Origin of the sequence: Phenylobacterium sp. (assembly GCF_044372605.1) — a bacterium.
Classification (GTDB): Bacteria; Pseudomonadota; Alphaproteobacteria; order Caulobacterales; family Caulobacteraceae; genus Phenylobacterium.
Genome location: NZ_JBILRO010000038.1, coordinates 1 through 19,534, shown reverse-complemented (window position 1 = coordinate 19,534; position 19,534 = coordinate 1). Strand labels below are relative to the sequence as shown.

At 66.6% G+C, this 19,534-nt stretch carries 22 protein-coding genes; 13 read left to right on the top strand and 9 right to left on the bottom strand.

Annotated features, from left to right (window positions below):
* Positions 1–157 precede the first annotated feature (157 nt).
* The 4 genes from ACIQ42_RS05570 to ACIQ42_RS05555 form a co-directional block, all read right to left on the bottom strand.
* On the bottom strand, positions 158–502 hold the full coding sequence (locus ACIQ42_RS05570) for a M20/M25/M40 family metallo-hydrolase (RefSeq protein WP_397421220.1): 345 nt from the start codon (positions 500–502) through the stop codon (positions 158–160).
* The gene (locus tag ACIQ42_RS05565) at positions 469–930 is read right to left on the bottom strand and encodes a hypothetical protein (protein WP_397421219.1); all 462 of its coding nucleotides are present in this window, start codon (positions 928–930) and stop codon (positions 469–471) included. Before ACIQ42_RS05565 ends, ACIQ42_RS05570 begins: the two co-directional genes overlap by 34 nt.
* 24 nt (positions 931–954) lie before the next feature.
* On the bottom strand, positions 955–2,742 hold the full coding sequence (locus tag ACIQ42_RS05560) for a long-chain-acyl-CoA synthetase (RefSeq protein ID WP_397421218.1): 1,788 nt from the start codon (positions 2,740–2,742) through the stop codon (positions 955–957).
* Positions 2,743–2,873: 131 nt separating this feature from the next.
* Positions 2,874–3,110, bottom strand: coding sequence for a hypothetical protein (locus ACIQ42_RS05555; protein WP_397421217.1), 237 nt, complete (start codon positions 3,108–3,110; stop codon positions 2,874–2,876).
* A 171-nt stretch (positions 3,111–3,281) separates the two neighbouring features.
* Here ACIQ42_RS05555 and ACIQ42_RS05550 point away from each other — a divergent pair, with 171 nt between their 5' ends.
* Positions 3,282–3,446 carry a hypothetical protein gene (locus ACIQ42_RS05550; RefSeq protein ID WP_397421216.1) on the top strand — a complete coding sequence of 55 codons (165 nt, stop codon included), beginning with the start codon at positions 3,282–3,284 and terminating at the stop codon, positions 3,444–3,446.
* 12 nt (positions 3,447–3,458) lie between these two features.
* On the opposite strand, the gene mutT is transcribed toward ACIQ42_RS05550, so the two are convergent.
* A complete protein-coding gene (gene mutT / locus ACIQ42_RS05545; RefSeq protein WP_397421215.1) occupies positions 3,459–3,872 on the bottom strand; it encodes an 8-oxo-dGTP diphosphatase MutT in 414 nt (137 codons plus the stop codon).
* 102 nt (positions 3,873–3,974) lie between these two features.
* Between mutT and ACIQ42_RS05540 the strand changes: the two genes are divergently transcribed.
* A complete protein-coding gene (locus tag ACIQ42_RS05540) occupies positions 3,975–4,220 on the top strand; it encodes a type II toxin-antitoxin system Phd/YefM family antitoxin (protein ID WP_397421214.1) in 246 nt (81 codons plus the stop codon).
* Positions 4,217–4,603 (top strand): type II toxin-antitoxin system VapC family toxin, encoded by a 387-nt coding sequence (locus ACIQ42_RS05535; protein ID WP_397421213.1) that lies wholly within the window; start codon positions 4,217–4,219, stop codon positions 4,601–4,603. Before ACIQ42_RS05540 ends, ACIQ42_RS05535 begins: the two co-directional genes overlap by 4 nt.
* Here the strand turns inward: ACIQ42_RS05535 and ACIQ42_RS05530 are convergent.
* Positions 4,600–5,031 (bottom strand): hypothetical protein, encoded by a 432-nt coding sequence (locus ACIQ42_RS05530; RefSeq protein ID WP_397421212.1) that lies wholly within the window; start codon positions 5,029–5,031, stop codon positions 4,600–4,602. The genes ACIQ42_RS05535 and ACIQ42_RS05530 overlap by 4 nt on opposite strands.
* Positions 5,032–5,404: 373 nt before the next feature.
* Between ACIQ42_RS05530 and ccoN the strand changes: the two genes are divergently transcribed.
* From ccoN to ACIQ42_RS05480, 10 genes are all read left to right on the top strand, one after another.
* The gene (gene ccoN, locus ACIQ42_RS05525) at positions 5,405–7,063 is read left to right on the top strand and encodes a cytochrome-c oxidase, cbb3-type subunit I (protein ID WP_397421211.1); all 1,659 of its coding nucleotides are present in this window, start codon (positions 5,405–5,407) and stop codon (positions 7,061–7,063) included.
* An 11-nt stretch (positions 7,064–7,074) separates the two neighbouring features.
* Complete coding sequence (gene ccoO, locus ACIQ42_RS05520) at positions 7,075–7,812, top strand: cytochrome-c oxidase, cbb3-type subunit II (protein ID WP_397421210.1); 738 nt, start codon at positions 7,075–7,077, stop codon at positions 7,810–7,812.
* Positions 7,809–7,982, top strand: a complete 174-nt coding sequence (locus ACIQ42_RS05515) for a cbb3-type cytochrome oxidase subunit 3 (protein ID WP_397403294.1) — start codon at positions 7,809–7,811, stop codon at positions 7,980–7,982. The genes ccoO and ACIQ42_RS05515 overlap by 4 nt, the downstream gene beginning before the upstream one ends.
* A complete protein-coding gene (gene ccoP / locus ACIQ42_RS05510; RefSeq protein ID WP_397421209.1) occupies positions 7,975–8,904 on the top strand; it encodes a cytochrome-c oxidase, cbb3-type subunit III in 930 nt (309 codons plus the stop codon). Before ACIQ42_RS05515 ends, ccoP begins: the two co-directional genes overlap by 8 nt.
* Positions 8,901–10,382: a cytochrome c oxidase accessory protein CcoG gene (gene ccoG / locus ACIQ42_RS05505; protein ID WP_397421208.1), complete on the top strand. Its 1,482-nt coding sequence runs from the start codon at positions 8,901–8,903 to the stop codon at positions 10,380–10,382. The genes ccoP and ccoG overlap by 4 nt, the downstream gene beginning before the upstream one ends.
* Positions 10,379–10,870, top strand: coding sequence for a FixH family protein (locus ACIQ42_RS05500; RefSeq protein WP_397421207.1), 492 nt, complete (start codon positions 10,379–10,381; stop codon positions 10,868–10,870). Before ccoG ends, ACIQ42_RS05500 begins: the two co-directional genes overlap by 4 nt.
* Positions 10,861–13,014: a heavy metal translocating P-type ATPase gene (locus tag ACIQ42_RS05495; protein ID WP_397421206.1), complete on the top strand. Its 2,154-nt coding sequence runs from the start codon at positions 10,861–10,863 to the stop codon at positions 13,012–13,014. Before ACIQ42_RS05500 ends, ACIQ42_RS05495 begins: the two co-directional genes overlap by 10 nt.
* Entirely contained in the window at positions 13,011–13,220 is a 210-nt protein-coding gene (gene ccoS, locus ACIQ42_RS05490; protein ID WP_397421205.1) for a cbb3-type cytochrome oxidase assembly protein CcoS, read from the top strand. Before ACIQ42_RS05495 ends, ccoS begins: the two co-directional genes overlap by 4 nt.
* A gap of 217 nt (positions 13,221–13,437) precedes the next feature.
* The gene (locus ACIQ42_RS05485) at positions 13,438–14,877 is read left to right on the top strand and encodes a DEAD/DEAH box helicase (protein WP_397421204.1); all 1,440 of its coding nucleotides are present in this window, start codon (positions 13,438–13,440) and stop codon (positions 14,875–14,877) included.
* Positions 14,878–14,941: 64 nt separating this feature from the next.
* Positions 14,942–16,879, top strand: coding sequence for a glycosyltransferase family 2 protein (locus ACIQ42_RS05480; protein WP_397421203.1), 1,938 nt, complete (start codon positions 14,942–14,944; stop codon positions 16,877–16,879).
* A 92-nt stretch (positions 16,880–16,971) separates the two neighbouring features.
* Here the strand turns inward: ACIQ42_RS05480 and ACIQ42_RS05475 are convergent, their stop codons facing one another.
* The 3 genes from ACIQ42_RS05475 to ACIQ42_RS05465 all read right to left on the bottom strand — a co-directional run.
* Positions 16,972–17,259, bottom strand: a complete 288-nt coding sequence (locus ACIQ42_RS05475; protein WP_397421202.1) for a GIY-YIG nuclease family protein — start codon at positions 17,257–17,259, stop codon at positions 16,972–16,974.
* A 164-nt stretch (positions 17,260–17,423) separates the two neighbouring features.
* Positions 17,424–18,824 (bottom strand): bifunctional glutamate N-acetyltransferase/amino-acid acetyltransferase ArgJ, encoded by a 1,401-nt coding sequence (argJ, locus tag ACIQ42_RS05470; protein WP_397421201.1) that lies wholly within the window; start codon positions 18,822–18,824, stop codon positions 17,424–17,426.
* Positions 18,821–19,534, bottom strand: a 714-nt coding sequence (locus ACIQ42_RS05465) for a peptidylprolyl isomerase (RefSeq protein ID WP_397421200.1), incomplete at its 5' end; no start/stop codon positions are given. The genes argJ and ACIQ42_RS05465, both read right to left, overlap by 4 nt.

Here is a 19,534-nt window from a genome sequence, read left to right as displayed (position 1 = left end):
CGAATGCCGTTCAGCAGCACCTCGCGCACCCCGGCGTCAAAGCTGCGGACGGTGCCGCGCACGACGGCTTTGTCCGGGATGATATTGCCGGCGCTGCCGCTCTGGATCGAGCCCACCGTGATGACACCAAATTGCGTGGCGTCCTTCTCGCGGCTGATCACGGTCTGCACATCCATGGTGAAGCGGGCGGCCTCGACACCGGATCGATGGTGACATGCGGGGTCGAGCCATGGCCGCCCTTGCCGTGGAAGGTGATGTCGAGACTATCCGAGTTCGAGCTGTTGACGCCGGGACGATAGCTCACCATCCCCGCCGGCCCGGGCCCCACATGCAGCGCAAAGCCCACGTCCGGCTTGGGGAACCGCTCGAACAGTCCGTCGGCGAGCATGGCGCGCGCGCCGGTGACGGTCTCCTCGGAGGGTTGGCCGATAAACATGAGCGTCCCGCGCCACTTCGCCTTCATGGCGATCAGGGCCTGGGCGGTTCCGACCCAGGCGGCCATGTGGATGTCGTGGCCGCAGCTGTGGGCCACTGGCGAGGGCTGCCGTTCCAGTCGGCCACGGCGCGACTGGCGTAGGGCAGACCCGTCTTTTCCTCCATGGGCAGGCCGTCCATTTCGGTCCGGACCAGCACTGTCGGGCCCTTGCCGTTACGATAGATCGCCACAATGCCCGTCTTGCCGACACCCTCGGTCACCTCGAAGCCCAGGGCCCGCATCTCCTTCGCCAGCTTCGCGGCGGTGGCGGTCTCCTGGAAGCCCAGCTCGGGGTTCTGGTGGATGTCCTTGTAGAGCGCATCGAGCCGCGCATAGCCCTTGTCGAGCCCCGCCTCGATCGCAGCCTTGTCGGCGGCGACATTGACGGCCAGCACCGGGGACGCCGTCGCCAGCAGCAACGCCGCCGCCGCAACACCCGTCATATACTTCAACATCAAACTATCCTTGACTGCTGGCGTCTAGATCCTGAACGCCCCGGCCTGCAGACGCTCGAACACCGACTTCGTCAGCTTCACATAGCCCCGTTTGGGGTCCTTGAAATACAGGACGCCCTTGATCCGGTTCGGATCGTAGCCGTCGCTGACCAGATCGACCTTGCGGATCTTGAAGGTGCCGGTGGTATCCAGGGCCGGAAGCAGGCGGATGAACAGCGGCTGGGCGTAGGGTGGCATCTCGCGGGCCACATGCTCGCCGAATGCTTTGACATCGAACGGGCCATTCATCACCAGCGCCGCCATACCGGCGCGGCCGTCGGCACCCTCGACCTGCACACCATAGACCGTGGCCTCGTCAACCCCCGGGAAGGCCAGCAATTGCTCGGCCACCTCGCTGGTGGAGACGTTCTCGCCCTTCCAGCGGAAGGTCTCGCCGATGCGGTCGACGAAGTAGAAGTAGCCGTCAGCATCGCTCTTCATCAGGTCGCCGGTGGCGAACCAGGCGTCGCCACGTTCGAACACGTTCTGCAGGATCTTGGATTCAGACGCAGCCTTGTCCAGATAGCCGGAATAGTCGGAGCGCACTTCGCTGCCGATCTTGCCGATACATTGGCCTACCTGGCCGGCGCCGCATTCAATGCAAAGGCCGTTGGCTGCGCGCTCGACGATCCCGGCCTCCTGATCGTACTGGACGAGACGGATATTGAAGCGCGCCTTCAGCCAGCTGGGAACCCGCCCGATGGCGCCCTCGCGGCCATCCCAGTTGAACAGGCTGACGTTGCCTTCGGTCGAGCCATAGAACTCCAGAATGTCAGGGATCCTGAATCGCCGTTTCAGGGTCGGCCAGACGTCGGGGCGAAGACCGTTTCCGAAGGCGAGCCGCAGCTTGTGGCGCGTCTCCTCGGGAACTTCCGGGTGGTTGACCAGGTAGCGACAGAGCTCGCCGATATAGACGAACATGGTGCAGTTTTCGGCGATGATATCCGGCCAGAACTGGCTCGCAGAGAACTTGCGCTTCAGCACTACGGAGCCGCCGTTCAGCAGCGCCGCGCCGAGCGCACAAAGCCCGCCGGTGGCGTGATAGAGCGGCAGGCACACGTAGATGCGGTCCGTCTTCAACGCCCCGGTGGAGCCGGCGAACCCGCGCATGTAGAGCTGGGCGCGCATGTGGGTGATCCGGGCAGCCTTGGGCAGGCCCGTGGTGCCGGAGGTGTAGATCAGGAGTGCGGTGTCGTTGGCCGTCATGCCGTCACGCACGCTGCGGTCGGGGGGAAGCTGGCTGCAGCTCTTGAGGGCCTGGATCAGATCGCGCTGGCCGCCAAGCGCCGCGCCCAGGATCCATTGCTGCACCGGACGATCCAGCAGCCCTAGGGCCGCCTCTAATGTGGGCGAGGTGTCGCCGTCCACCAGCACATGGTTGGCGCCGGAGATGTTGAGGCAATGGGCCAGCGGCGCGCCGACCAGTTGGTTGTTGATCAGGGCCGTGACCACGCCGACCTTGCTGAGGCCGTACCAGATGGCGAAGTATTCCAGCCGGTTGGGCATGAACAGCGCCACCACCTGGCCCCGCCGCAGATTCTGGCTCTTGGCCCAGTGGGCGTAGCGATTGGCGATCCCGTCCAGCTCGCCATAGGTGACGGTGCGACCCTCGAACGTCATGGCCGGGCGATTGTAATTCGACTCCACCGCCGCCTGGATATCGTCGCAGATCAGGTTGTCGCTTTCGCGAGTGATCGACTTGACCCGTTTCAGGGTGCGACTGAGCCCCTTCCAGAAACGCCAGTCACGCTTGAGCCTGGCCTGGAACCGCATTCCGAACTCCCTGTTGAAGGCTCAGATTGAAGGGTGCCCGTCGCTGCGGTCAAGCGGTGTCAGCGGATAGGACCCGTCGCGGCTCGCTTCAGGAACCGACCGGCAAAGACATTCGTCGGCTGGCCGTCTTTCTACGCCGCCGCCCCGTTCACCCAAACACGTGAACCGCCGGTGGCCAGAGCCTCTGGATTTGCGTTGGTGGCGTGGTCAGTGATGGTATCCGGATAAAATAGCACCAGATCAGCGTAGGCTCCGGTTCCGTCCACCAGCCGGGTGCCGACGATCAGGGTGGAGGCCGTGGCCGGGGAGATCGCGCCCAGCCCCAGCAGCATGGCGGCGAGCCCGGCGGAAAGGGCCTTTAGACGCATGGGGGGTCTTCGGCGGCGGGCAATCAGAACGAACCCCACCGCCATAGCGCAATTTCGGAGGGTCGTTGAGCGATCGCAAAGAGGCACGCTCCGCTGCGTGCCCATGTCCGCAGGTGAGGGAACAATCGCCGCCAGCTGTTGTTGGGTCTGAACCCCCACCGGAGACACACCATGACCAAACCCACCCCGCCCAAGGTCGTCGAACTGCATCCCGGCATGATGGGCGACGGCACCGAAGAGCAGAACCTGAACCAGAAGGGCGATCCTTCCGCCCGGATCAAGGAAGACGAAGTCAAGGACGCGTTCGGCGAAAAGCCCCCTACCCCTAAGCGCTGATCCGGGGCGACCTCAGATCAGGTCGCGCAGCCATGCCACCAGCGGCCCGTCCGCGGGTGGCATGGGATAGCTGCCCATGGCATTGGGTTTCACCCAGGCCATCGCCTCGTGCTCACGCGCCACGATGACGCCTTCCCAGCGGCGGATCAGGTAGAGCGGCATCAGCAGGTGGAAGCCCTCGTACTCGTGGCTGGCGAACACGAACGGGGCCAGACAGCTCTTTGTCACCGTGATGCCGAGTTCCTCGGCCAGTTCGCGGATCAGGCAAGCCTCGGGCGTCTCACCGGCCTCGACCTTGCCGCCCGGAAACTCCCACAGTCCCGCCAGAGCCTTGCCCTCGGGCCGCTGACAGATCAACACCCGCCCGTCGGCGTCGACCAGGGCGGCGGCGGCGACGAGCAGGAGCGGTTTCGGCGAAGCGTTCATCGTCGGCAGAGGTACGACGATTGCGGCCGGTTTTACAGCGCGGCGTTGACATCGATATTGAGTGAACTAGACTAATCAGACTTAGTTTAACCGGATCTCTCCATGCGCACCATAAACATCCACGAGGCCAAGACCCACCTGTCGCGGCTGATTGAGCGCGCTGCAAACGGCGAGCCCTTCATCATCGCCAAGGCGGGCAAGCCCATGGTGACCGTCACATCGCTCAGCGCCCCCACCGGCGGCGCCGTCCGCCGCCTGGGCTTTATGACCGGTCAGATCGAGACCCCGGACGATTTCGACCGCATGGGCGGCGCGGTGATCGAGAACCTGTTCGGCGGCGAAGGGTGAATTTGCTGCTTGATACGCACCTGCTGCTGTGGGCGGCCGGTGCGCCGGATCGACTGCCAGCCGCTGCGCGCGACCTGGTCGAGGACCCCGGCAACATTCTGATCTTCAGCGTCGCCAGCCTGTGGGAAATCGCCATCAAGCGGGGCCTGGGGCGCAACGACTTCAGGGTCGACCCCCGCCTGCTGCGGCGCGGTCTGATCGACAACGGCTATGTGGAATTGGCGATCACCAGCGAACACGTCGTCGCCGTCGACAGCCTGCCCCCGCTCCACCGCGACCCCTTCGACCGCCTGCTCATCGCCCAGGCCACCGCCGAGGGCGTCACCCTGCTGACATCTGATAAGGCGCTCGCGGCCTATCCCGGGCCGATCAGAGTAGTCTAGGACCGCTCGTCAAGACGATCCGGACGCTTCCGGTCGAGCCAGTTCACGAACCACGGCGTCAGCGCGATCGCCAACACGCCTGGCGCCATGACACCGCCCCGGGTCAGGTCGTAGTCCGCCAGCATCGCCGGCCAGGTCATGCCCAGCGCCCGGCCCAGACTGAACTCGAACACCAGGGTCAGGATGGCCCAGAGCACGCCAATGCCGACAAGCCGAGGGCCGCTGTCGGTTACAATCCATCGCCGGAACACCCACGCCACCGCGAAGATGATCAGGACACCCACCAGAACCGACACCTGCCGCAGGGCGTGGAGGGTGGTGGGGTCAAGCAACAGTCGCCTCAGCACGCCGTTGGCGCTTTCGGCAACCATGATGATCGCCCACACCAGGAGCGCGCGGATCAGGAGCGGGAAGGCCGGGATGGGCATGGGTTCAACCTTGGTCGGGACGGTCGAAGCGCGTAGGCGAATGCGGCGAGTCCGGCCAGGACCAGACCCGCCGCTCCGAAGCACCAGCCACAATGGGGATGGGAGCTGGCGCCGCAGATCGTTCCCAGGCCCGCCATGTGCCATTGCGCAAGGTCGACCGCCACGCTGGCGGCGGTCAGGAACAGTCCCCCCGCGACGACCGCGCCGAAGCGCAGGACAGGATCTTCATGGGCGGTCAGACGCACGGTGATGGTCGCTCCTGGAAACGACATAACCTTGGGCTCGCGGCGACGCCTGTCGTTGACCGAGATCAAGGCCGCGGCGCCCGAGAGGCGACATAGCTTCGTCAGTCTCTCAAACGATCGCGGGATCCATGACGCTGGCAAGGATACACAACGACGACGCACCTTCCGGGGATGTGATTGCACTCTATGTGGTGACCGGGCTGGCGGCGCTGGGCGCCCTGTTGGCCACCGCGCTGACGGATGATCCGCTGATGCGGTTCCATGGTTACGTCGCGACCACGGCGTTCGTGCTGGCCATCTGCGGGATATCCCTCGGGCTCGGCGTCGGACGCTGGCGAATCGATCCGGGCCGCTACTCGGACGGGGTGATCCAGGCCGGCGTGATCGCCACCCTGTTCTGGGCGATCGCGGGGCTGGCCGCAGGTGCCCTGGCCGCAGCCCAGCTCAGCTGGCCGACGATCTTCTACTTCCCCGACGCGCCCTGGCTCAACTTCGGGCGGCTTCGTCCCCTGCACACCTCGGCGGTGATCTTCGCCTTCGGCGGCAACGCCCTGATCTGCACCTCGTTCTATGTCGTACAACGAACCTGCAAGGCGCGCCTGGCCGGCGGGGCCTGGCCCTGGTTCGTCTTCTGGGGCTACCAGCTGTTCATCGTGCTGGCCGCCACCGGCTACCTGGCCGGCATCACCCAGAGCCGCGAGTACGCAGAGCCGGAATGGTATGTGGACATCTGGCTGACCATCGTCTGGGTCGCCTATCTGCTGGTGTTCCTCGGCACGCTGTGGAAGCGCAAGGAGCCGCACATCTATGTGGCCAACTGGTTCTATCTGGCCTTCATCGTCACCGTGGCCATCCTGCACCTGGTCAACAACGCGGCGATCCCTGTGGGCCTGCTGGAGACCAAGAGCTACTCGGCGTTTTCCGGCGTCCAGGACGCCCTGATCCAGTGGTGGTACGGCCACAACGCCGTGGGCTTCTTCCTGACGGCCGGCTTCCTGGCGATGATGTACTACTTCGTCCCCAAGCGGGTGGAGCGGCCCGTCTATTCCTACCGGCTTTCCATCGTCCACTTCTGGTCGCTGATCTTCATCTACATCTGGGCAGGACCTCACCACCTCCACTACACGGCCCTGCCGCAGTGGGCCCAGACCCTCGGCATGACCTTCTCGCTGATGCTCTGGATGCCGTCCTGGGGCGGCATGATCAACGGTCTGATGACGCTGTCCGGCGCCTGGGACAAGCTGCGCACCGACCCTGTGGTCCGGATGATGGTGGTGGCGATCGCGTTCTACGGGATGTCGACCTTCGAGGGTCCGCTGATGTCGATCCGCGAGATCAACGCCCTCTCCCACTACACCGACTGGACGATCGGTCACGTGCACTCGGGCGCGCTGGGATGGGTCGGCTTCATCAGCTTCGGGGCGATCTACTGCATGGTGCCCTGGCTCTGGAAGAAGGAGCGGATGTACTCCGATCAGCTGATCGAGTGGCACTTCTGGATCGCGACCACCGGCATCGTTCTCTACATCGCCGCCATGTGGGTCTCCGGCATCATGGAGGGCCTGATGTGGCGCGAGTACACGCCCCAGGGCTACCTCGCCAACGCCTTCGTCGAGACCGTCGCCGCCAAGCACGTCGAGAACGTCATCCGCACCGTGGGCGGGCTGATGTACCTCGGGGGCGCCCTGGTGATGGTCTACAACGTGTGGCGCACGATCCGCATGCCCCGCGTCGCCAGCGCCCAGGCTGACGGGACACCCGTCGCCCTCCTTCAAGCCGTCGCGTAGGGGCCCAGCACATGTGGAAGAAACACGCCAAGTTAGAGCGGAACTCGCTGGCCCTGGTCCTGGGCATCGTGATCGTTGTGTCGATCGGCGGCCTCGTGGAAATCAGCCCGCTGTTCTACCTGGAAAGCACCATCGAGAAGGTTGACGGGGTGCGCCCCTACACGCCGCTCGAACAGGCGGGCCGAGACATCTATGTCCGCGAAGGTTGCTACCTCTGCCACTCGCAGATGATCCGGCCGCTTCGCGACGAGGTCGAGCGCTACGGCCACTACAGCCTGGCCGCCGAGAGCATGTACGACCACCCCTTCCAGTGGGGATCGAAGCGAACCGGCCCGGATCTGGCGCGGGTCGGCGGGAAGTATTCCGACAGCTGGCATCACGATCACCTGACCGATCCCCGCGCAGTCGTGCCGGAATCCAACATGCCGCCCTTCAGGTTCCTCGCCGAGACCGACCTGGACTACCGGATCATCGAGCGGCGCCTTGCCGCCCTGCGCCAGGTGGGCGTGCCCTACACGAAGGACCAGATCGCCAACGCCACCAAGGATCTGGAAACCCAGGTCGACGCCTTCGCCGGCGAAAACTCGGGTCTCAAGAAGCGGTACGGCGCGAAGGTAGGCCAACGCGACTTCGACGGCGATCCGGCGCGACTGACCGAAATGGACGCCCTGATCGCCTACCTCCAGGTGCTGGGAACCATGGTCGACTTCCGCACCTACAAGGCCGAAGACCCGGAGAACATGCGATGAGCGAACTGTCCTACGAGACCGTTGCGATCTTCGCCCAGCAGGCCGGGACGCTCTACTTCGGCGCCATCTTCCTCGCCGGCGTGATTTACGCGCTGTGGCCCAGCCGCAAGGCGGCTTTTGACGCGGCGGCCAGGCTGCCGCTTGAAGACGACGAGATCGACCATGACTGAGCGCGAACGCGACGATCACTCCGGGATCGAAACCACCGGTCATGAGTGGGACGGGATCAAGGAACTCGACAGTCCCCTCCCACGTTGGTGGCTCTGGGTCTGGTACGGCACAATCATCATCGCCATCGTCTATTGGGTGCTGATGCCGGCCTGGCCGGGGGTCACGGGTTTCACCCGTGGCGTGCTGGGCCAGTCGGACCGGCAGGAGCTTTCCAGCGATCTCAGGGCCTTGGAGGCCATTCGAGGCGCTGGCGCGGCCCGGCTGAGATCCGCCAGTCTCGAACAGATCGAGGCAGATCCCGAGCTCCAGGCCTATGCCCTCCAGGTCGGACAGTCCGTGTTCGGCGACAATTGCGCCACCTGCCACGGCGCAGGCGGCGGCGGCGGCAAGGGCTATCCAAACCTGCGCGACGACATCTGGCTCTGGGGCGGCGGGTTAGCCGACATTCAGAAGACCCTGGTCGTCGGCGTCCGCTCCGGACACCCGGGCGCACGCGGAGAGACGATGATGTCCGCATTCGGCCGCGATCAATTGCTGACCGAGGCCCAGATTTCGGACCTGATCGAGTACGTGGTCGCCCTGTCGCGACGACCGGCGGACCGAGCGGCTGTCGCCAGGGCCGCCCCGACGTTCCAGGTTCAGTGCGTCAGCTGCCACGGCCCCACCGGTACCGGAGACCGCGTCAAAGGCGCGCCGGATCTGACGGACGCTGAATGGCTCTATGGACCGGATCGCGACTCCATCCGCAACCAGATCTGGAACGGTCGGAACGGGGTGATGCCGTCGTGGGAGGCCCGCTTCTCCCCCGAAATGATCAAGGCGCTGGCGGTCTATGTCCACGTGAACTCTGGCGGCGAAGGCGCCGCGCCAGCGGCCACGCCCGCGCTTGCCGCGACTGCGCCCAAACCGACCGGACAATGACCGTCATCATCGACCGGACCCGGCCGGCCCCGAAATCAGCGGCCGGGCACGCCCGCGCCAAGGCGGGGCCGGGCGGTGGGCTCTACAAGCCCCGGGTTCCGATCCATCCCAAACTGGTTCACGGCCGTTGGCGGGCGATTAAATGGGCCCTGCTGATCCTCACTCTGGCGGTCTATTACATCACGCCCTGGATCCGCTGGGATCGCCCGGGCGGGTTGCCGGACCAGGCCGTCCTGGTCGATTTCGCCGGCCGCCGCTTCTACTTCTTCAGCATCCAGCTCTGGCCGCAGGAAGTCTATTTCATCACCGGCTTGCTGGTGATCGCCGCCCTGGCGCTCTTTTTGGTGACGGCTCTTTTCGGGCGCCTCTGGTGTGGATACGCCTGCCCGCAGACCATCTGGACGGACCTGTTCATCCATGTGGAGCGGCTGTTCGAAGGCGACCGCAACGCGCGGCTCCGTCTGGACGCCGCGCCATGGTCCTTCGACAAGCTCTGGCGCAAGACCGGCAAGCATCTGGTCTGGCTCGGCGTGGCGTTCGCAACGGGCGGAGCCTGGATCTTCTATTTTCATGACGCGCCGACCCTGCTGACGGCGTTCTGGGCCGGAGAGGGTCCGTTTACGGCCTATTTCTTCTGCGCCCTGCTGACGGCGACGACCTATGTGTTCGCCGGCCACATGCGCGAGCAGGTTTGCATCTACATGTGCCCCTGGCCCCGCATCCAGGGCGCCATGATCGACGACCATTCGCTGCAGGTCACATATCGCTACGATCGTGGAGAACCGCGCGGTCCCCACAAGAAAGCTGACAGCTGGGCCGGGCGCGGCGACTGCATCGACTGCAACCAGTGCGTCGTCGCATGCCCGATGGGTATCGACATCCGCGACGGCTCCCAGCTGGAATGCATCAACTGCGGCCTGTGTATCGACGCCTGCGATGAGGTCATGGTCAAGGTGGAGCGGCCGCGAGCGCTGATCGCCTATGATACAGACGCGGCGGTGACCGCCCGTCAGGCGGGGCGGACGGCAGAATACCGGCCGGTGCGCGCACGCACGATCTACTATGCCGTAGCCCTCTCGGTCGTTTCCGGACTGATGATCTGGGGGCTATCCACCCGGGAAGTTCTCACCCTGCATGCGCTGAGAGACCGCAACCCGACGTTCATCCGCCTGCGCGATGGCGAGATCCGGAATGGCTACACCCTGAAGGTCGCCAACCGCACCTTCGAGCCCGTCAGGCTCGACATCAGGTTCGCCGGCGTCACGGGCGCGCGGCTAAGCCGCCCCGGCGCCGCGCCCGGCCAGACCCTGGTCATCACGGCGCCGCCCAACGAGGTCAGCGCGATCCGGGTGTTTGTCACGACCGACGGCCAGCGGCTGTCGGCGTCCAGCACCCCGGCCAGCTTTGAAGTCGCCGCGCCCAACGTGAGCGCGCGAACCGACACCGTTTTCCTCTCGCCGCCAAAGGTGCGCCAATGACCTCCGGAGACAGCATCGACCCGCCGGGATTTCGGGTGAAGGGCTGGCACGTCGCCGCCGGCGTCACCGCATTCTTCGTCATCGTGATCGGGGTCGACGCCAGCTTCGCCGTGATGGCCTACCGGACGCACCCCGGTCAGGTCTCCGTCACGCCATATGAAGATGGCCTGCTCTACAATCAGCGGATCACACAACTGAAAGCGCAGGACCAGCTGGGGTGGCGCGCGTCAGCCGAGGCGCGCCCCGGCGTACTGGCGGTCGCATATGTGGATCGGGCCGGCCTGCCGCTTCGAGACCTGAAGATTTCCGCACGGCTGGAGCGCCCGGCCACGGAAGTCGGGCGTCTGACCCCGTCCCTGCGGGAGATCCGGCCGGGCCACTACGAAGCCGACCTGGGGCCCATGAGCGGCGCCTGGGACCTCACCGTTGAAGCCCGGGCGCCCGACGGCGCCCGGTTCGTCGCCGAGCGCCGATTGACATGGCGCTGACCGACACCTTCCCGGATCTGGCCGCGCGCGAGACCACTTCGACGCGGTTCGACTTTCTCGTGCCCGGTGCCCGGTGCGCCGCCTGCATGGGCAAGATCGAGCGCGGCCTCATGGACCTGCCGCGCGTGACGTCCGCGCGCGTGAACCTCACCAACCGCAAGCTCTCGGTTGAGGTGCAACGGCCCGGACCGGACGCTCAGACCTTGATCCAGGCCCTGGCGCGGCTGGGGTATCCGGCCACGCCGTTTGACCCCGGCGAGGCCGCCGCCGCCCATGATGCGGAAGGTCGCGCCCTGATCCTCGCCATGGCCGTGGCCGCCTTCGGCGCCATGAACGCCATGATGTTCTCGGTGCCGCTTTGGGCCGGCCTGTTCGGTCAGGAACTGGGACCGGCGACCCGGACGCTGATGATGTGGTTCTCGGGCATCGTGGGCGCGCCGTGCGCGCTGTTCGCAGGCAGACCGTTCTTCCGCTCGGCGTGGCGGTCGCTCCGCGCCGGACGGGCGAACATGGATGTCCCCATCTCCGTGGGCGTGCTTCTGACCCTGGCCATCAGCCTCTCCGAAACGATCCTTCGCGGGCGCGACGCCTATTTCGACGCCGCCGTTTCGCTACTGTTCCTGCTGCTCATCGGTCGCTGGCTGGACCATCAGCTGCGCGCCCGCGCCCGCAGCGCCGCCGCAGATCTGTTGGCGCTTCAGGCGACGATTGCGACCCGTCTCGATGCACACGACCATCCGGTTGAAACCCCGATCAAGGCGATCGCCGCCGGCGACCGTCTGATCGTGCGGCCCGGCGACCGCATCCCGGTGGACTGCCGTGTCACCTCGGGTGCCTCCGACATCGACAACAGCCTGCTGACCGGGGAATCTGCCGCCATCCGCGTCGGACCCGGGCAGGTCTGCCGCGCCGGGGCGCTCAGCCTGTCGGGCCTCCTGCAGGTGACCGCCCTGGCGCGGGCGGAGGACTCGGCCCTGGCCGCCATTGCGCGGCTGGTCGAAGCCGGCGCCCAGGCCAAATCCCGCTATGTGAGGCTCGCCGACAAGGCTGCGGCGGTCTATGTGCCGGTGGTCCACACGCTCGCGGCGCTGACCTTTGCCGGAGGGTGGGCGCTGGGGCTCGGACCGCGCGAAGCCCTGATCCGCGCCGTGGCCGTGCTGATCATCACCTGTCCCTGCGCCCTTGGACTGGCGGTCCCGGCCGTACAGATCACCGCCTCGGCGCGGCTTTTCCGGAAAGGCGTGCTGGTGAAGTCCGGTGCGGCCCTGGAGCGTCTGGCCGAAGTCACCCATGTGATCTTCGACAAGACCGGGGTGCTGACAGAAGGTCGTCCGCGCCTGATTGACCCGGTTGAGGCGCTGGTCGCCATGGCCGCGCCTCTGGCCCGCGCCTCCCGCCATCCCCTGTCGCGCGCCCTGGCGTCAGAAGCCGGCGACGGGCCGATCGCCGACGGGATCATCGAACATCACGGCGAGGGCGTGGAAGGGATCATCGACGGCCGCCGCGCCCGTCTGGGTCGCGCAAGTTTCCTGGGTCTTGCCGGGGAACGACATGGCGAGACCGAGCTCTGGTTCGGCTTCGACGGCGATACACGGTATAGGTTCTGCTTCTCGGACAGGGTGCGACCCGACGCCGCCGCGACGATCCGGGCCCTGAAGGCCAGAGGCTTGACCGTCGAGATCCTGTCGGGCGACGTGCCGGATGCGGTGAAATCCGTCGCTGACGCTGTGGGGATCGCCGATTGGCAGGGCGCGGTCCTGCCCATAGACAAGCTGGCCGCAGTCGAGACCCGCTCCCGCAGCGGCTCCAAGGTGCTGATGGTCGGCGATGGCCTCAACGACACCGCGGCCCTGGCCGGGGCGCATGCGGCGATGGCGCCCGGAACCGCGCTGGACGCCAGCCAGAACGCGGCGGATCTGGTGTTCACCGGCGATAGCCTGATGGCGGTGACAGAGGCCCTGGACGTGGCGCGAAGCGCTCGCAAGCGCGCTCTGGAAAATTTCGGCTTCGCCGCCCTCTACAACGCCGTTGCGGCGCCGGCGGCGATGCTGGGGCTGGTCAATCCGTTCATCGCGGCGCTGGCGATGTCGGGTTCTTCGCTTGTCGTCACCTTGAACGCGCTGCGGACGGGGCGGGCAAGATGAACATCGTTATGCTTCTGGCGCCCTTCTCCATCGGCCTGGGTCTGCTGGCCGTCTGGGCTTTCTGGTGGACCCTGAGCGCCGGGCAGTACGACGACCCGAAAGGCGATGCGGAGCGGATCCTGATCGACGATCCGGAGGACCTTCCGGCGCCGGCGGACCCGGATCGACGCCTCGCCCGGCCCGGGAAAAAGGCCAGCGTGGGTTGACATTAACAGCGATAACCGCGATGTGCCCGCTGCGCTCCTCCTGAGCGCTAGCGACGCTCCAGCCGCGTGGGGTCTTTTCCGACCCAGCCTGTCGAGCGCAGTGAGAACGATCTCATAGATTCGCCCATCACGCGGGGCGCTTCTCCAAAGACCGCGCCGCCCGCGCTCATCGGACAATCCGATGGGCCGCCGCCGCGCACACGCGAAAGACTATCCATTGACTCAATTTACCGACCTTGGCCTGGCCAAGCCGCTGCTCAAGGCGCTGGCTGACGAAGGCTATGACACGCCCACGCCGATCCAGGCGCAGGCCATCCCCGGCGTCATGTCCGGCCGTGACCTGCTGGGCATCGCCCAGACCGGCACCGGCAAGACCGCCGCCTTCGCCCTGCCCATCCTTCACCGCCTGGCCGAGAACAAGAAGGCCGCGCCGCGCCGCTCGGCCCGCGTGCTCGTCCTGGCCCCCACCCGCGAACTGGCTACCCAGATCGGCGAGAGCTTCAAGACCTACGGCAAGCACCTCGGCGTCTCCGTCGCGGTCGTGTTCGGTGGCGTGAAGTATGGCGGTCAGATGCGCGCCCTGGCCCCCGGGATCGACGTCCTCGTCGCCACCCCGGGCCGCCTGCTCGACCACCTGGGCGAGAAGACCATCACCCTGGAAGGCGTCGAGATTCTGGTCCTCGACGAGGCCGATCAGATGCTCGACATGGGCTTCATCGTGCCCATCCGCAAGATCGTGAAGTTCCTGCCCAAGGCCCCGCGCCAGAACCTGTTCTTCTCGGCTACCATGCCGAGCGAGATCGAAAAGCTGTCCGGCGAGATCCTCAACCCCAACCCGCTGAAGGTCGCGGTCACCCCGCAGGCCACCACGGTCGAGCGCGTCAACCAGCGCGTCGTGTTCGTGGAACAGCAGCGCAAGCGCGCCCTGCTGGGCGAGTTGTTCGACGACCCGGCCTTCAAGCGTGTCATCGTCTTCACCCGCACCAAGCGCGGCGCCGACCGCGTGGCCAAGGGTCTGGAACAGACCGGCGTCGACGCCGCCGCCATCCACGGCGACAAGAGCCAGGGCCAGCGCGAGCGCGCCCTCGCCGATTTCAAGGCCGGCAAGGTCCGCGTGCTGGTGGCCACTGACATCGCCGCTCGCGGTATCGACGTCGACGCCATCAGCCATGTGGTCCAGTACGACCTGCCCAACGTGCCGGAATCCTACGTCCACCGGATCGGGCGCACCGCCCGGGCCGGGGCCGACGGCTCGGCCGTGGCCTTCTGCTCTGACGACGAGCGTAGCCTGCTGAAGGACATCGAAAAGGTAAGCCGCCAACGGATCCCCTCGTTCGATCGCCGCAACGATCGCCATCTCGGCGCCGTGACGGCCGCGATGCCCGATCCCGGCGGCAAGCCCGAGCGCGCCGACACCCGTGGCGGCGCCCGGGGCCAGAACGCCCCCAAGCGCAACCGCAACGGCGGCGGCGCCGGTCGCAGCGAGGGCGCCGCCGCGCGTCCCGCAGCCGACAAGCCCGCCTTCAAGGGTCCCAGCCGCGACAGCCGCGGCCGTGGGGGCGGGGCGGGCCGTGGCGGCGGTCATGGCGGCGGCGGCCGGACAGGCTCGTCCTCCAGCTCCGGCGGCGGCTCCACCGGGGTCTGGTCGAACCGCTAGACTTCTCTATGGACTTGAACGTGAGGCGTGCGTCTGATCGACCGCCTCACGTTCGACACCGTACATGCTGCTCCGCACCCTTTCAGCTCGCGCCCTCTCTGTCGTCAGACGCTCGCCGGTCCTGCATTGGCCGGTGCATCAGATCGCGCGCCTGATCGTCAGGACCGGCTGGGGCGAGAAGTACGTCCGTGAGGTGCTGGGTCCTGACGCCCAGACCGACGCCCAGTATCGAGAGTGGATCGCCGTCCACGACACCCTGAGCGACGAGGACCGGGCGGCCATCGCCGGGCACATCGCCCGCATGACGAACCCGCTGGTGATCTCGGTGGTGATGCCGGCCTATGCCACGCCCGAACCGCTGATCCGGGCGGCCATCGCCTCGATTCAGGCCCAGCTCTATCCGCATTGGCAACTCTGCATCGCCGACGACGGCTCGCCTGGCGAGGCGCTCTGGCGGGTGCTCGCAGACTATGCCCGCAGCGACGCCCGCATCCGGGTCGTTCGACGCCCGGAGAACGGCCAGATCACAGCCGCGACCAACTCGGCGCTGGCGCTGGCGACCGGCGACTTCGTGGCCTTCATGGATCACGACGACCTCCTGACCGAGCACGCGCTCTATCATGTGGCCGCCGCCCTGGAAGCCCACCCCGAAACCGACCTGATCTACTCCGACGAGGACAAGATCGACGAGCGCGGCCGCCGCTCCCAGCCCTATTTCAAGACTGGCTGGAACGCCGAACTGATGCTCGGCCAGAACATGGTCAACCACCTGGCGGTCTATCGCCGCAGCCTGCTCGAAGACCTGGGCGGCCTGCGCGAGGGGTTCGAGGGCGCCCAGGATCACGACCTGGCGCTCAGGGCCGCCGAGCGCATCGGGCCGGAGCGCATCCGCCACATTCCCTGGGTGCTCTACCACTGGCGCTGGCGGGGCCGGCAGGGCTCGTTCTCGCGCCGCTGGGCGGAAATCTGCGCCGACTCTGCGCGCCATGCCGTCGCCGAGCATCTGGCCCGGACGGATCAGGACGGCGCCTTTGTCTCCAATCAGCCCGGCGCAGCGCGCTGGCTACGCGTGCATCGCGCCTTGCCCGACCCGCAACCTCTGGTCTCGATCATCGTACCGACCCGCGACCGCCTGGACCTGTTCGCCCGCTGCGCCGAAGGCGTGCTGCACGGTACGGACTACGAGGCGCTGGAATTCCTGATTGTCGACAACGGCAGTGTCGAGCCCGAGACCCTGGCCCACTTCGAGGCGCTGAAGGCCGACCCCCGCGTGCGCATCCTGCCGGCGCCGGGACCTTTCAACTTCTCCGCCCTGATGAACCGCGCGGTCGCCGAGGCGCGGGGCGAGATCATCCTGCTGCTCAACAACGACATCAGCATGATCGGCTCGGACTGGCTGGCCGAGATGGTCAGCCATGCGGTGCGACCGAATGTCGGCGCGGTCGGCGCGCGCCTGCTCTACCCGGACGGCACGATCCAGCATGCCGGCGTGGTGCTGGGCACCGGCGGCGTCGCCGGACACCTGCATGTGGGCGCGCCGGGCGACTACCCCGGCTATCAGGGTCATCTCAAACTGGCCCGCAACGTCTCGGCCGTGACCGCCGCCTGCCTGGCGATGCGACGCTCTGTCTGGGACGAGGTGGCAGGCATGGACGCCGAACGTCTGACGGTCGCCTTCAACGACGTAGACCTCTGTCTCAAGGTCCGGGCCGCCGGCTACGACATCGTCTGGACGCCTTTCGCCGAGCTCTTCCATCACGAGAGCGCCAGTCGTGGCCTTGACCTGGCGCCCGCCGCCGCAGCGCGCTTCCAGTCCGAGATCGACACCATGCGCGAACGCTGGGGCCCGGTCCTGGACAACGACCCCTTCTACGGCCCGGTCTTCGACAACCGCTTCAGCAACTACCGCCCGGCGGACGAACCCAGGCGCGTGGCGCCTTGGATCAAACCCACCCCCACCCCCGATCATTCCCGCGAAAGCGGGAACCCAGGTGTTTTCTGAAGCTTCAAGGCTGGCTGGACTGGCGCCCGATCACGCCTCGACCGGAAAAACACCTGGGTCCCCGCTTTCGCGGGGATGACCGAGGGGAGGGTTCACTCCGGCTCCAGCGTCTCGAACAGATCCACCCAACCGGGATTGAACCGCTCAATCAGCTCCAGCTTCCACGCGCGGCGCCACTTCTTCATCGCCCGTTCGCGTCGAAACGCAGCCTCCCGGGTCTCGAAGTACTCGTAGTACACCAGCGACTTCACGCCATACTTCGCCGTGAACCCGGGAACGTTGGCTTCCTTGTGCTGAAAAACCCTGCGACCCAGACTATCGGTCTGCCCGATGTACAGCGTCCCGTTCCGCTTGCTGGCCAGGATGTAGACGCAGAACATCCCAAAGTCCTCTCAACCCGCCCCCAACTTCAGTCATTCCCGCGAAAGCGGGAACCCAGGTGTTTTCTGAAGCTTCAAGGCTGGCTGGACTGGCGCCCGATCACGCCTCGACCGGAAAAACACCTGGGTCCCCGCTTTCGCGGGGATGACCGGGAGATGGGGGCCTAACTCCGGTAATCCCCGTTGATCTCCACGTAGCGCTTGGTCAGGTCGCAGGTCCACATGGTGGAACTCGCCCGGCCCATGCCCACGTCGATGGCGACCTCAAGTTCCTGCTGCTTCATGTAGGCGCTCATCTCCGCCTCGGAGTACGTCGGCGAGATCAGCCCATCCTGCGCCGCCCAGTGGGGGCCGAACTTCACGCTCATGCTGTCGCGATCCACGGGCTCGTCGGCGCGGCCCACGGCCATGACGATCCGGCCCCAGTTGGCGTCCTCGCCGGCGAAGGCGGTCTTGACCAGCGGGCTCTCGGCCACCGTGCGGGCGATCTTGCGGGCGGACGCCGCCGTCTCGGCGCCGCTGACGGTGATCTTGATGAACTTCGTGGCGCCCTCCCCATCGCGTACCAGCTGATGGGCCAGGTTCAGCAGCACCTGTTCCAGCTTGTCGCGGAAGTCGGCAAGGCGGCGGTCGCCGGCCCGGCTGATTTTCGGGGCGCCGGACTTGCCCGTTGCGAACAGCAGCAAGGTGTCATTCGTGGAGCGATCGCCATCCACGGTCACCGCATTGAACGTATTGCGGGTATAGAGGTTGACCAGGTTCTGCAGGGCGCCGGGCGCGATCGCCGCGTCCGTCACCACGAACGCCAGCATGGTCGCCATGTCGGGCGCAATCATGCCCGAGCCCTTGCAAATGCCCCCGATCCGCACAGTCACGCCGTCGATCTCGGCCTCGGCGTAGGCGCCCTTGGGAAAGGTGTCGGTGGTCATGATCGCGCGCGCCGCGCCATCCCACATATCGGCCGTCAGTCGCGACTCCAGGTCGGGCAGGCGCGCGGTGATCTTCGCATCATCCAGCAAAACGCCGATCACGCCCGTGGACGCCACCATCACGTCGCGCTGGCGGCAGTCGAAGCGCTTTCCGACCGCCGAGGCGACCCGCCGGACCGCGTCGGCGCCGGGCCGGCCGGTGAAGGCGTTGGCGCACCCGGCATTGATCACCAGCGCCATCACGCCCTCGCCCTTGGTGGCTTCGAGATGCCGCTTGCACCAGTCGACCGGCGCGGAGCCCACCCCGTGACGCGTAAACACGCCGGCGCAGCTGGCGCCCTCCGGGAAGCTCATCACCAGCAGGTCGTCGCGCTCGTGCTTGTAGAACCCGGCGCGACCTGTGGCCATCAGCACGCCCGGGATCGGGGGCATGCGTGGGAACGGTACAGCAAGAGGTGAGACCGGCATGGCGGCCTTGTCGACGGCGGCGGCCGGCGTCGCGGCCCGGTCGTCGAACGCCCGCGAACTCTTGTCGGCCCGTTTGAGCGCCGCGCGTTTCAGGGCGCTGGTCAGAGGATCAAGGGCGCGTTCCAGCGTCTGTCCAACGACTTCGACGGGTTTGGGCGGGCGGCTCATTTTGCGGCTCCCTTGGCAGGCGGCGGCGCGGGGACAGGCGTTGGCGCATCAGCCGGTGGAACCGGCTTGGGCGCTCCGGCCTCGGGTTTCAGAAGGGTCTCGACCTTGGCCTTGGCCCGAAGTCGTTCCAGCAGATCACGGATGCGGTCGTAGGTCAGGAAGCGCACGATCTGGGGACGCGCCGCTTCCAGCGCAACCGGTTGCTCGGGCCGCACATCCTCGACGCGCAGCAGGGCGAAACCGCCGTCCACCGGGAAGGGCCCGATCAGCTGCCCGGGCCTGGCGCCCTTGAGCGCAGCGTCATAGGCCTCGGGCATGATGTCCGTCGTGAAATAGCCCAGGTCGCCACCATTGAAACGGGTGGCGGCATCGCGTGAGCGTTCCATGGCCAGAGCCTCGAATGAGCCGCCAGCCGCGACCAGCCGCTTGACCGCCTCGACTTCGGCGGCCGTCGCCAGCACGATCCGACGGGCGCGGATCTCCTCTGTTCGCCTGGCCAGTCTCTGCTGCTCTTCATAGAGACCGCGAATGTTGGCCTCGGTGACCGCCTCGGCGACGGTGGAATCAATCAGTAGATCACCCATGACCCGGTCGCGGGCGGCGGCCAGCTGCCGCTGTGCGCTAGGGTCCTTTTCCAGTTTTTGCCGCATGGCTTCGCTCGCCAGCAGACGCTGGTCGATCACCTCGTCCATCATCTGACGGAAGACGTC

Excerpts from the sequence above, each read along its gene's own strand:
- ACIQ42_RS05570 (WP_397421220.1), bottom strand. The coding sequence starts at position 502 with ATGGCCGCCTGGGTCGGAACCGCCCAGGCCCTGATCGCCATGAAGGCG.
- ACIQ42_RS05565 (WP_397421219.1), bottom strand. The coding sequence starts at position 930 with ATGTTGAAGTATATGACGGGTGTTGCGGCGGCGGCGTTGCTGCTGGCG.
- ACIQ42_RS05560 (WP_397421218.1), bottom strand. The coding sequence starts at position 2,742 with ATGCGGTTCCAGGCCAGGCTCAAGCGTGACTGGCGTTTCTGGAAGGGG.
- ACIQ42_RS05555 (WP_397421217.1), bottom strand. The coding sequence starts at position 3,110 with ATGCGTCTAAAGGCCCTTTCCGCCGGGCTCGCCGCCATGCTGCTGGGG.
- ACIQ42_RS05550 (WP_397421216.1), top strand. The coding sequence starts at position 3,282 with ATGACCAAACCCACCCCGCCCAAGGTCGTCGAACTGCATCCCGGCATG.
- mutT (WP_397421215.1), bottom strand. The coding sequence starts at position 3,872 with ATGAACGCTTCGCCGAAACCGCTCCTGCTCGTCGCCGCCGCCGCCCTG.
- ACIQ42_RS05540 (WP_397421214.1), top strand. The coding sequence starts at position 3,975 with ATGCGCACCATAAACATCCACGAGGCCAAGACCCACCTGTCGCGGCTG.
- ACIQ42_RS05530 (WP_397421212.1), bottom strand. The coding sequence starts at position 5,031 with ATGCCCATCCCGGCCTTCCCGCTCCTGATCCGCGCGCTCCTGGTGTGG.
- ccoN (WP_397421211.1), top strand. The coding sequence starts at position 5,405 with ATGACGCTGGCAAGGATACACAACGACGACGCACCTTCCGGGGATGTG.
- ccoO (WP_397421210.1), top strand. The coding sequence starts at position 7,075 with ATGTGGAAGAAACACGCCAAGTTAGAGCGGAACTCGCTGGCCCTGGTC.
- ACIQ42_RS05515 (WP_397403294.1), top strand. The coding sequence starts at position 7,809 with ATGAGCGAACTGTCCTACGAGACCGTTGCGATCTTCGCCCAGCAGGCC.
- ccoP (WP_397421209.1), top strand. The coding sequence starts at position 7,975 with ATGACTGAGCGCGAACGCGACGATCACTCCGGGATCGAAACCACCGGT.
- ccoG (WP_397421208.1), top strand. The coding sequence starts at position 8,901 with ATGACCGTCATCATCGACCGGACCCGGCCGGCCCCGAAATCAGCGGCC.
- ACIQ42_RS05500 (WP_397421207.1), top strand. The coding sequence starts at position 10,379 with ATGACCTCCGGAGACAGCATCGACCCGCCGGGATTTCGGGTGAAGGGC.
- ACIQ42_RS05495 (WP_397421206.1), top strand. The coding sequence starts at position 10,861 with ATGGCGCTGACCGACACCTTCCCGGATCTGGCCGCGCGCGAGACCACT.
- ccoS (WP_397421205.1), top strand. The coding sequence starts at position 13,011 with ATGAACATCGTTATGCTTCTGGCGCCCTTCTCCATCGGCCTGGGTCTG.
- ACIQ42_RS05480 (WP_397421203.1), top strand. The coding sequence starts at position 14,942 with ATGCTGCTCCGCACCCTTTCAGCTCGCGCCCTCTCTGTCGTCAGACGC.
- ACIQ42_RS05475 (WP_397421202.1), bottom strand. The coding sequence starts at position 17,259 with ATGTTCTGCGTCTACATCCTGGCCAGCAAGCGGAACGGGACGCTGTAC.
- argJ (WP_397421201.1), bottom strand. The coding sequence starts at position 18,824 with ATGAGCCGCCCGCCCAAACCCGTCGAAGTCGTTGGACAGACGCTGGAA.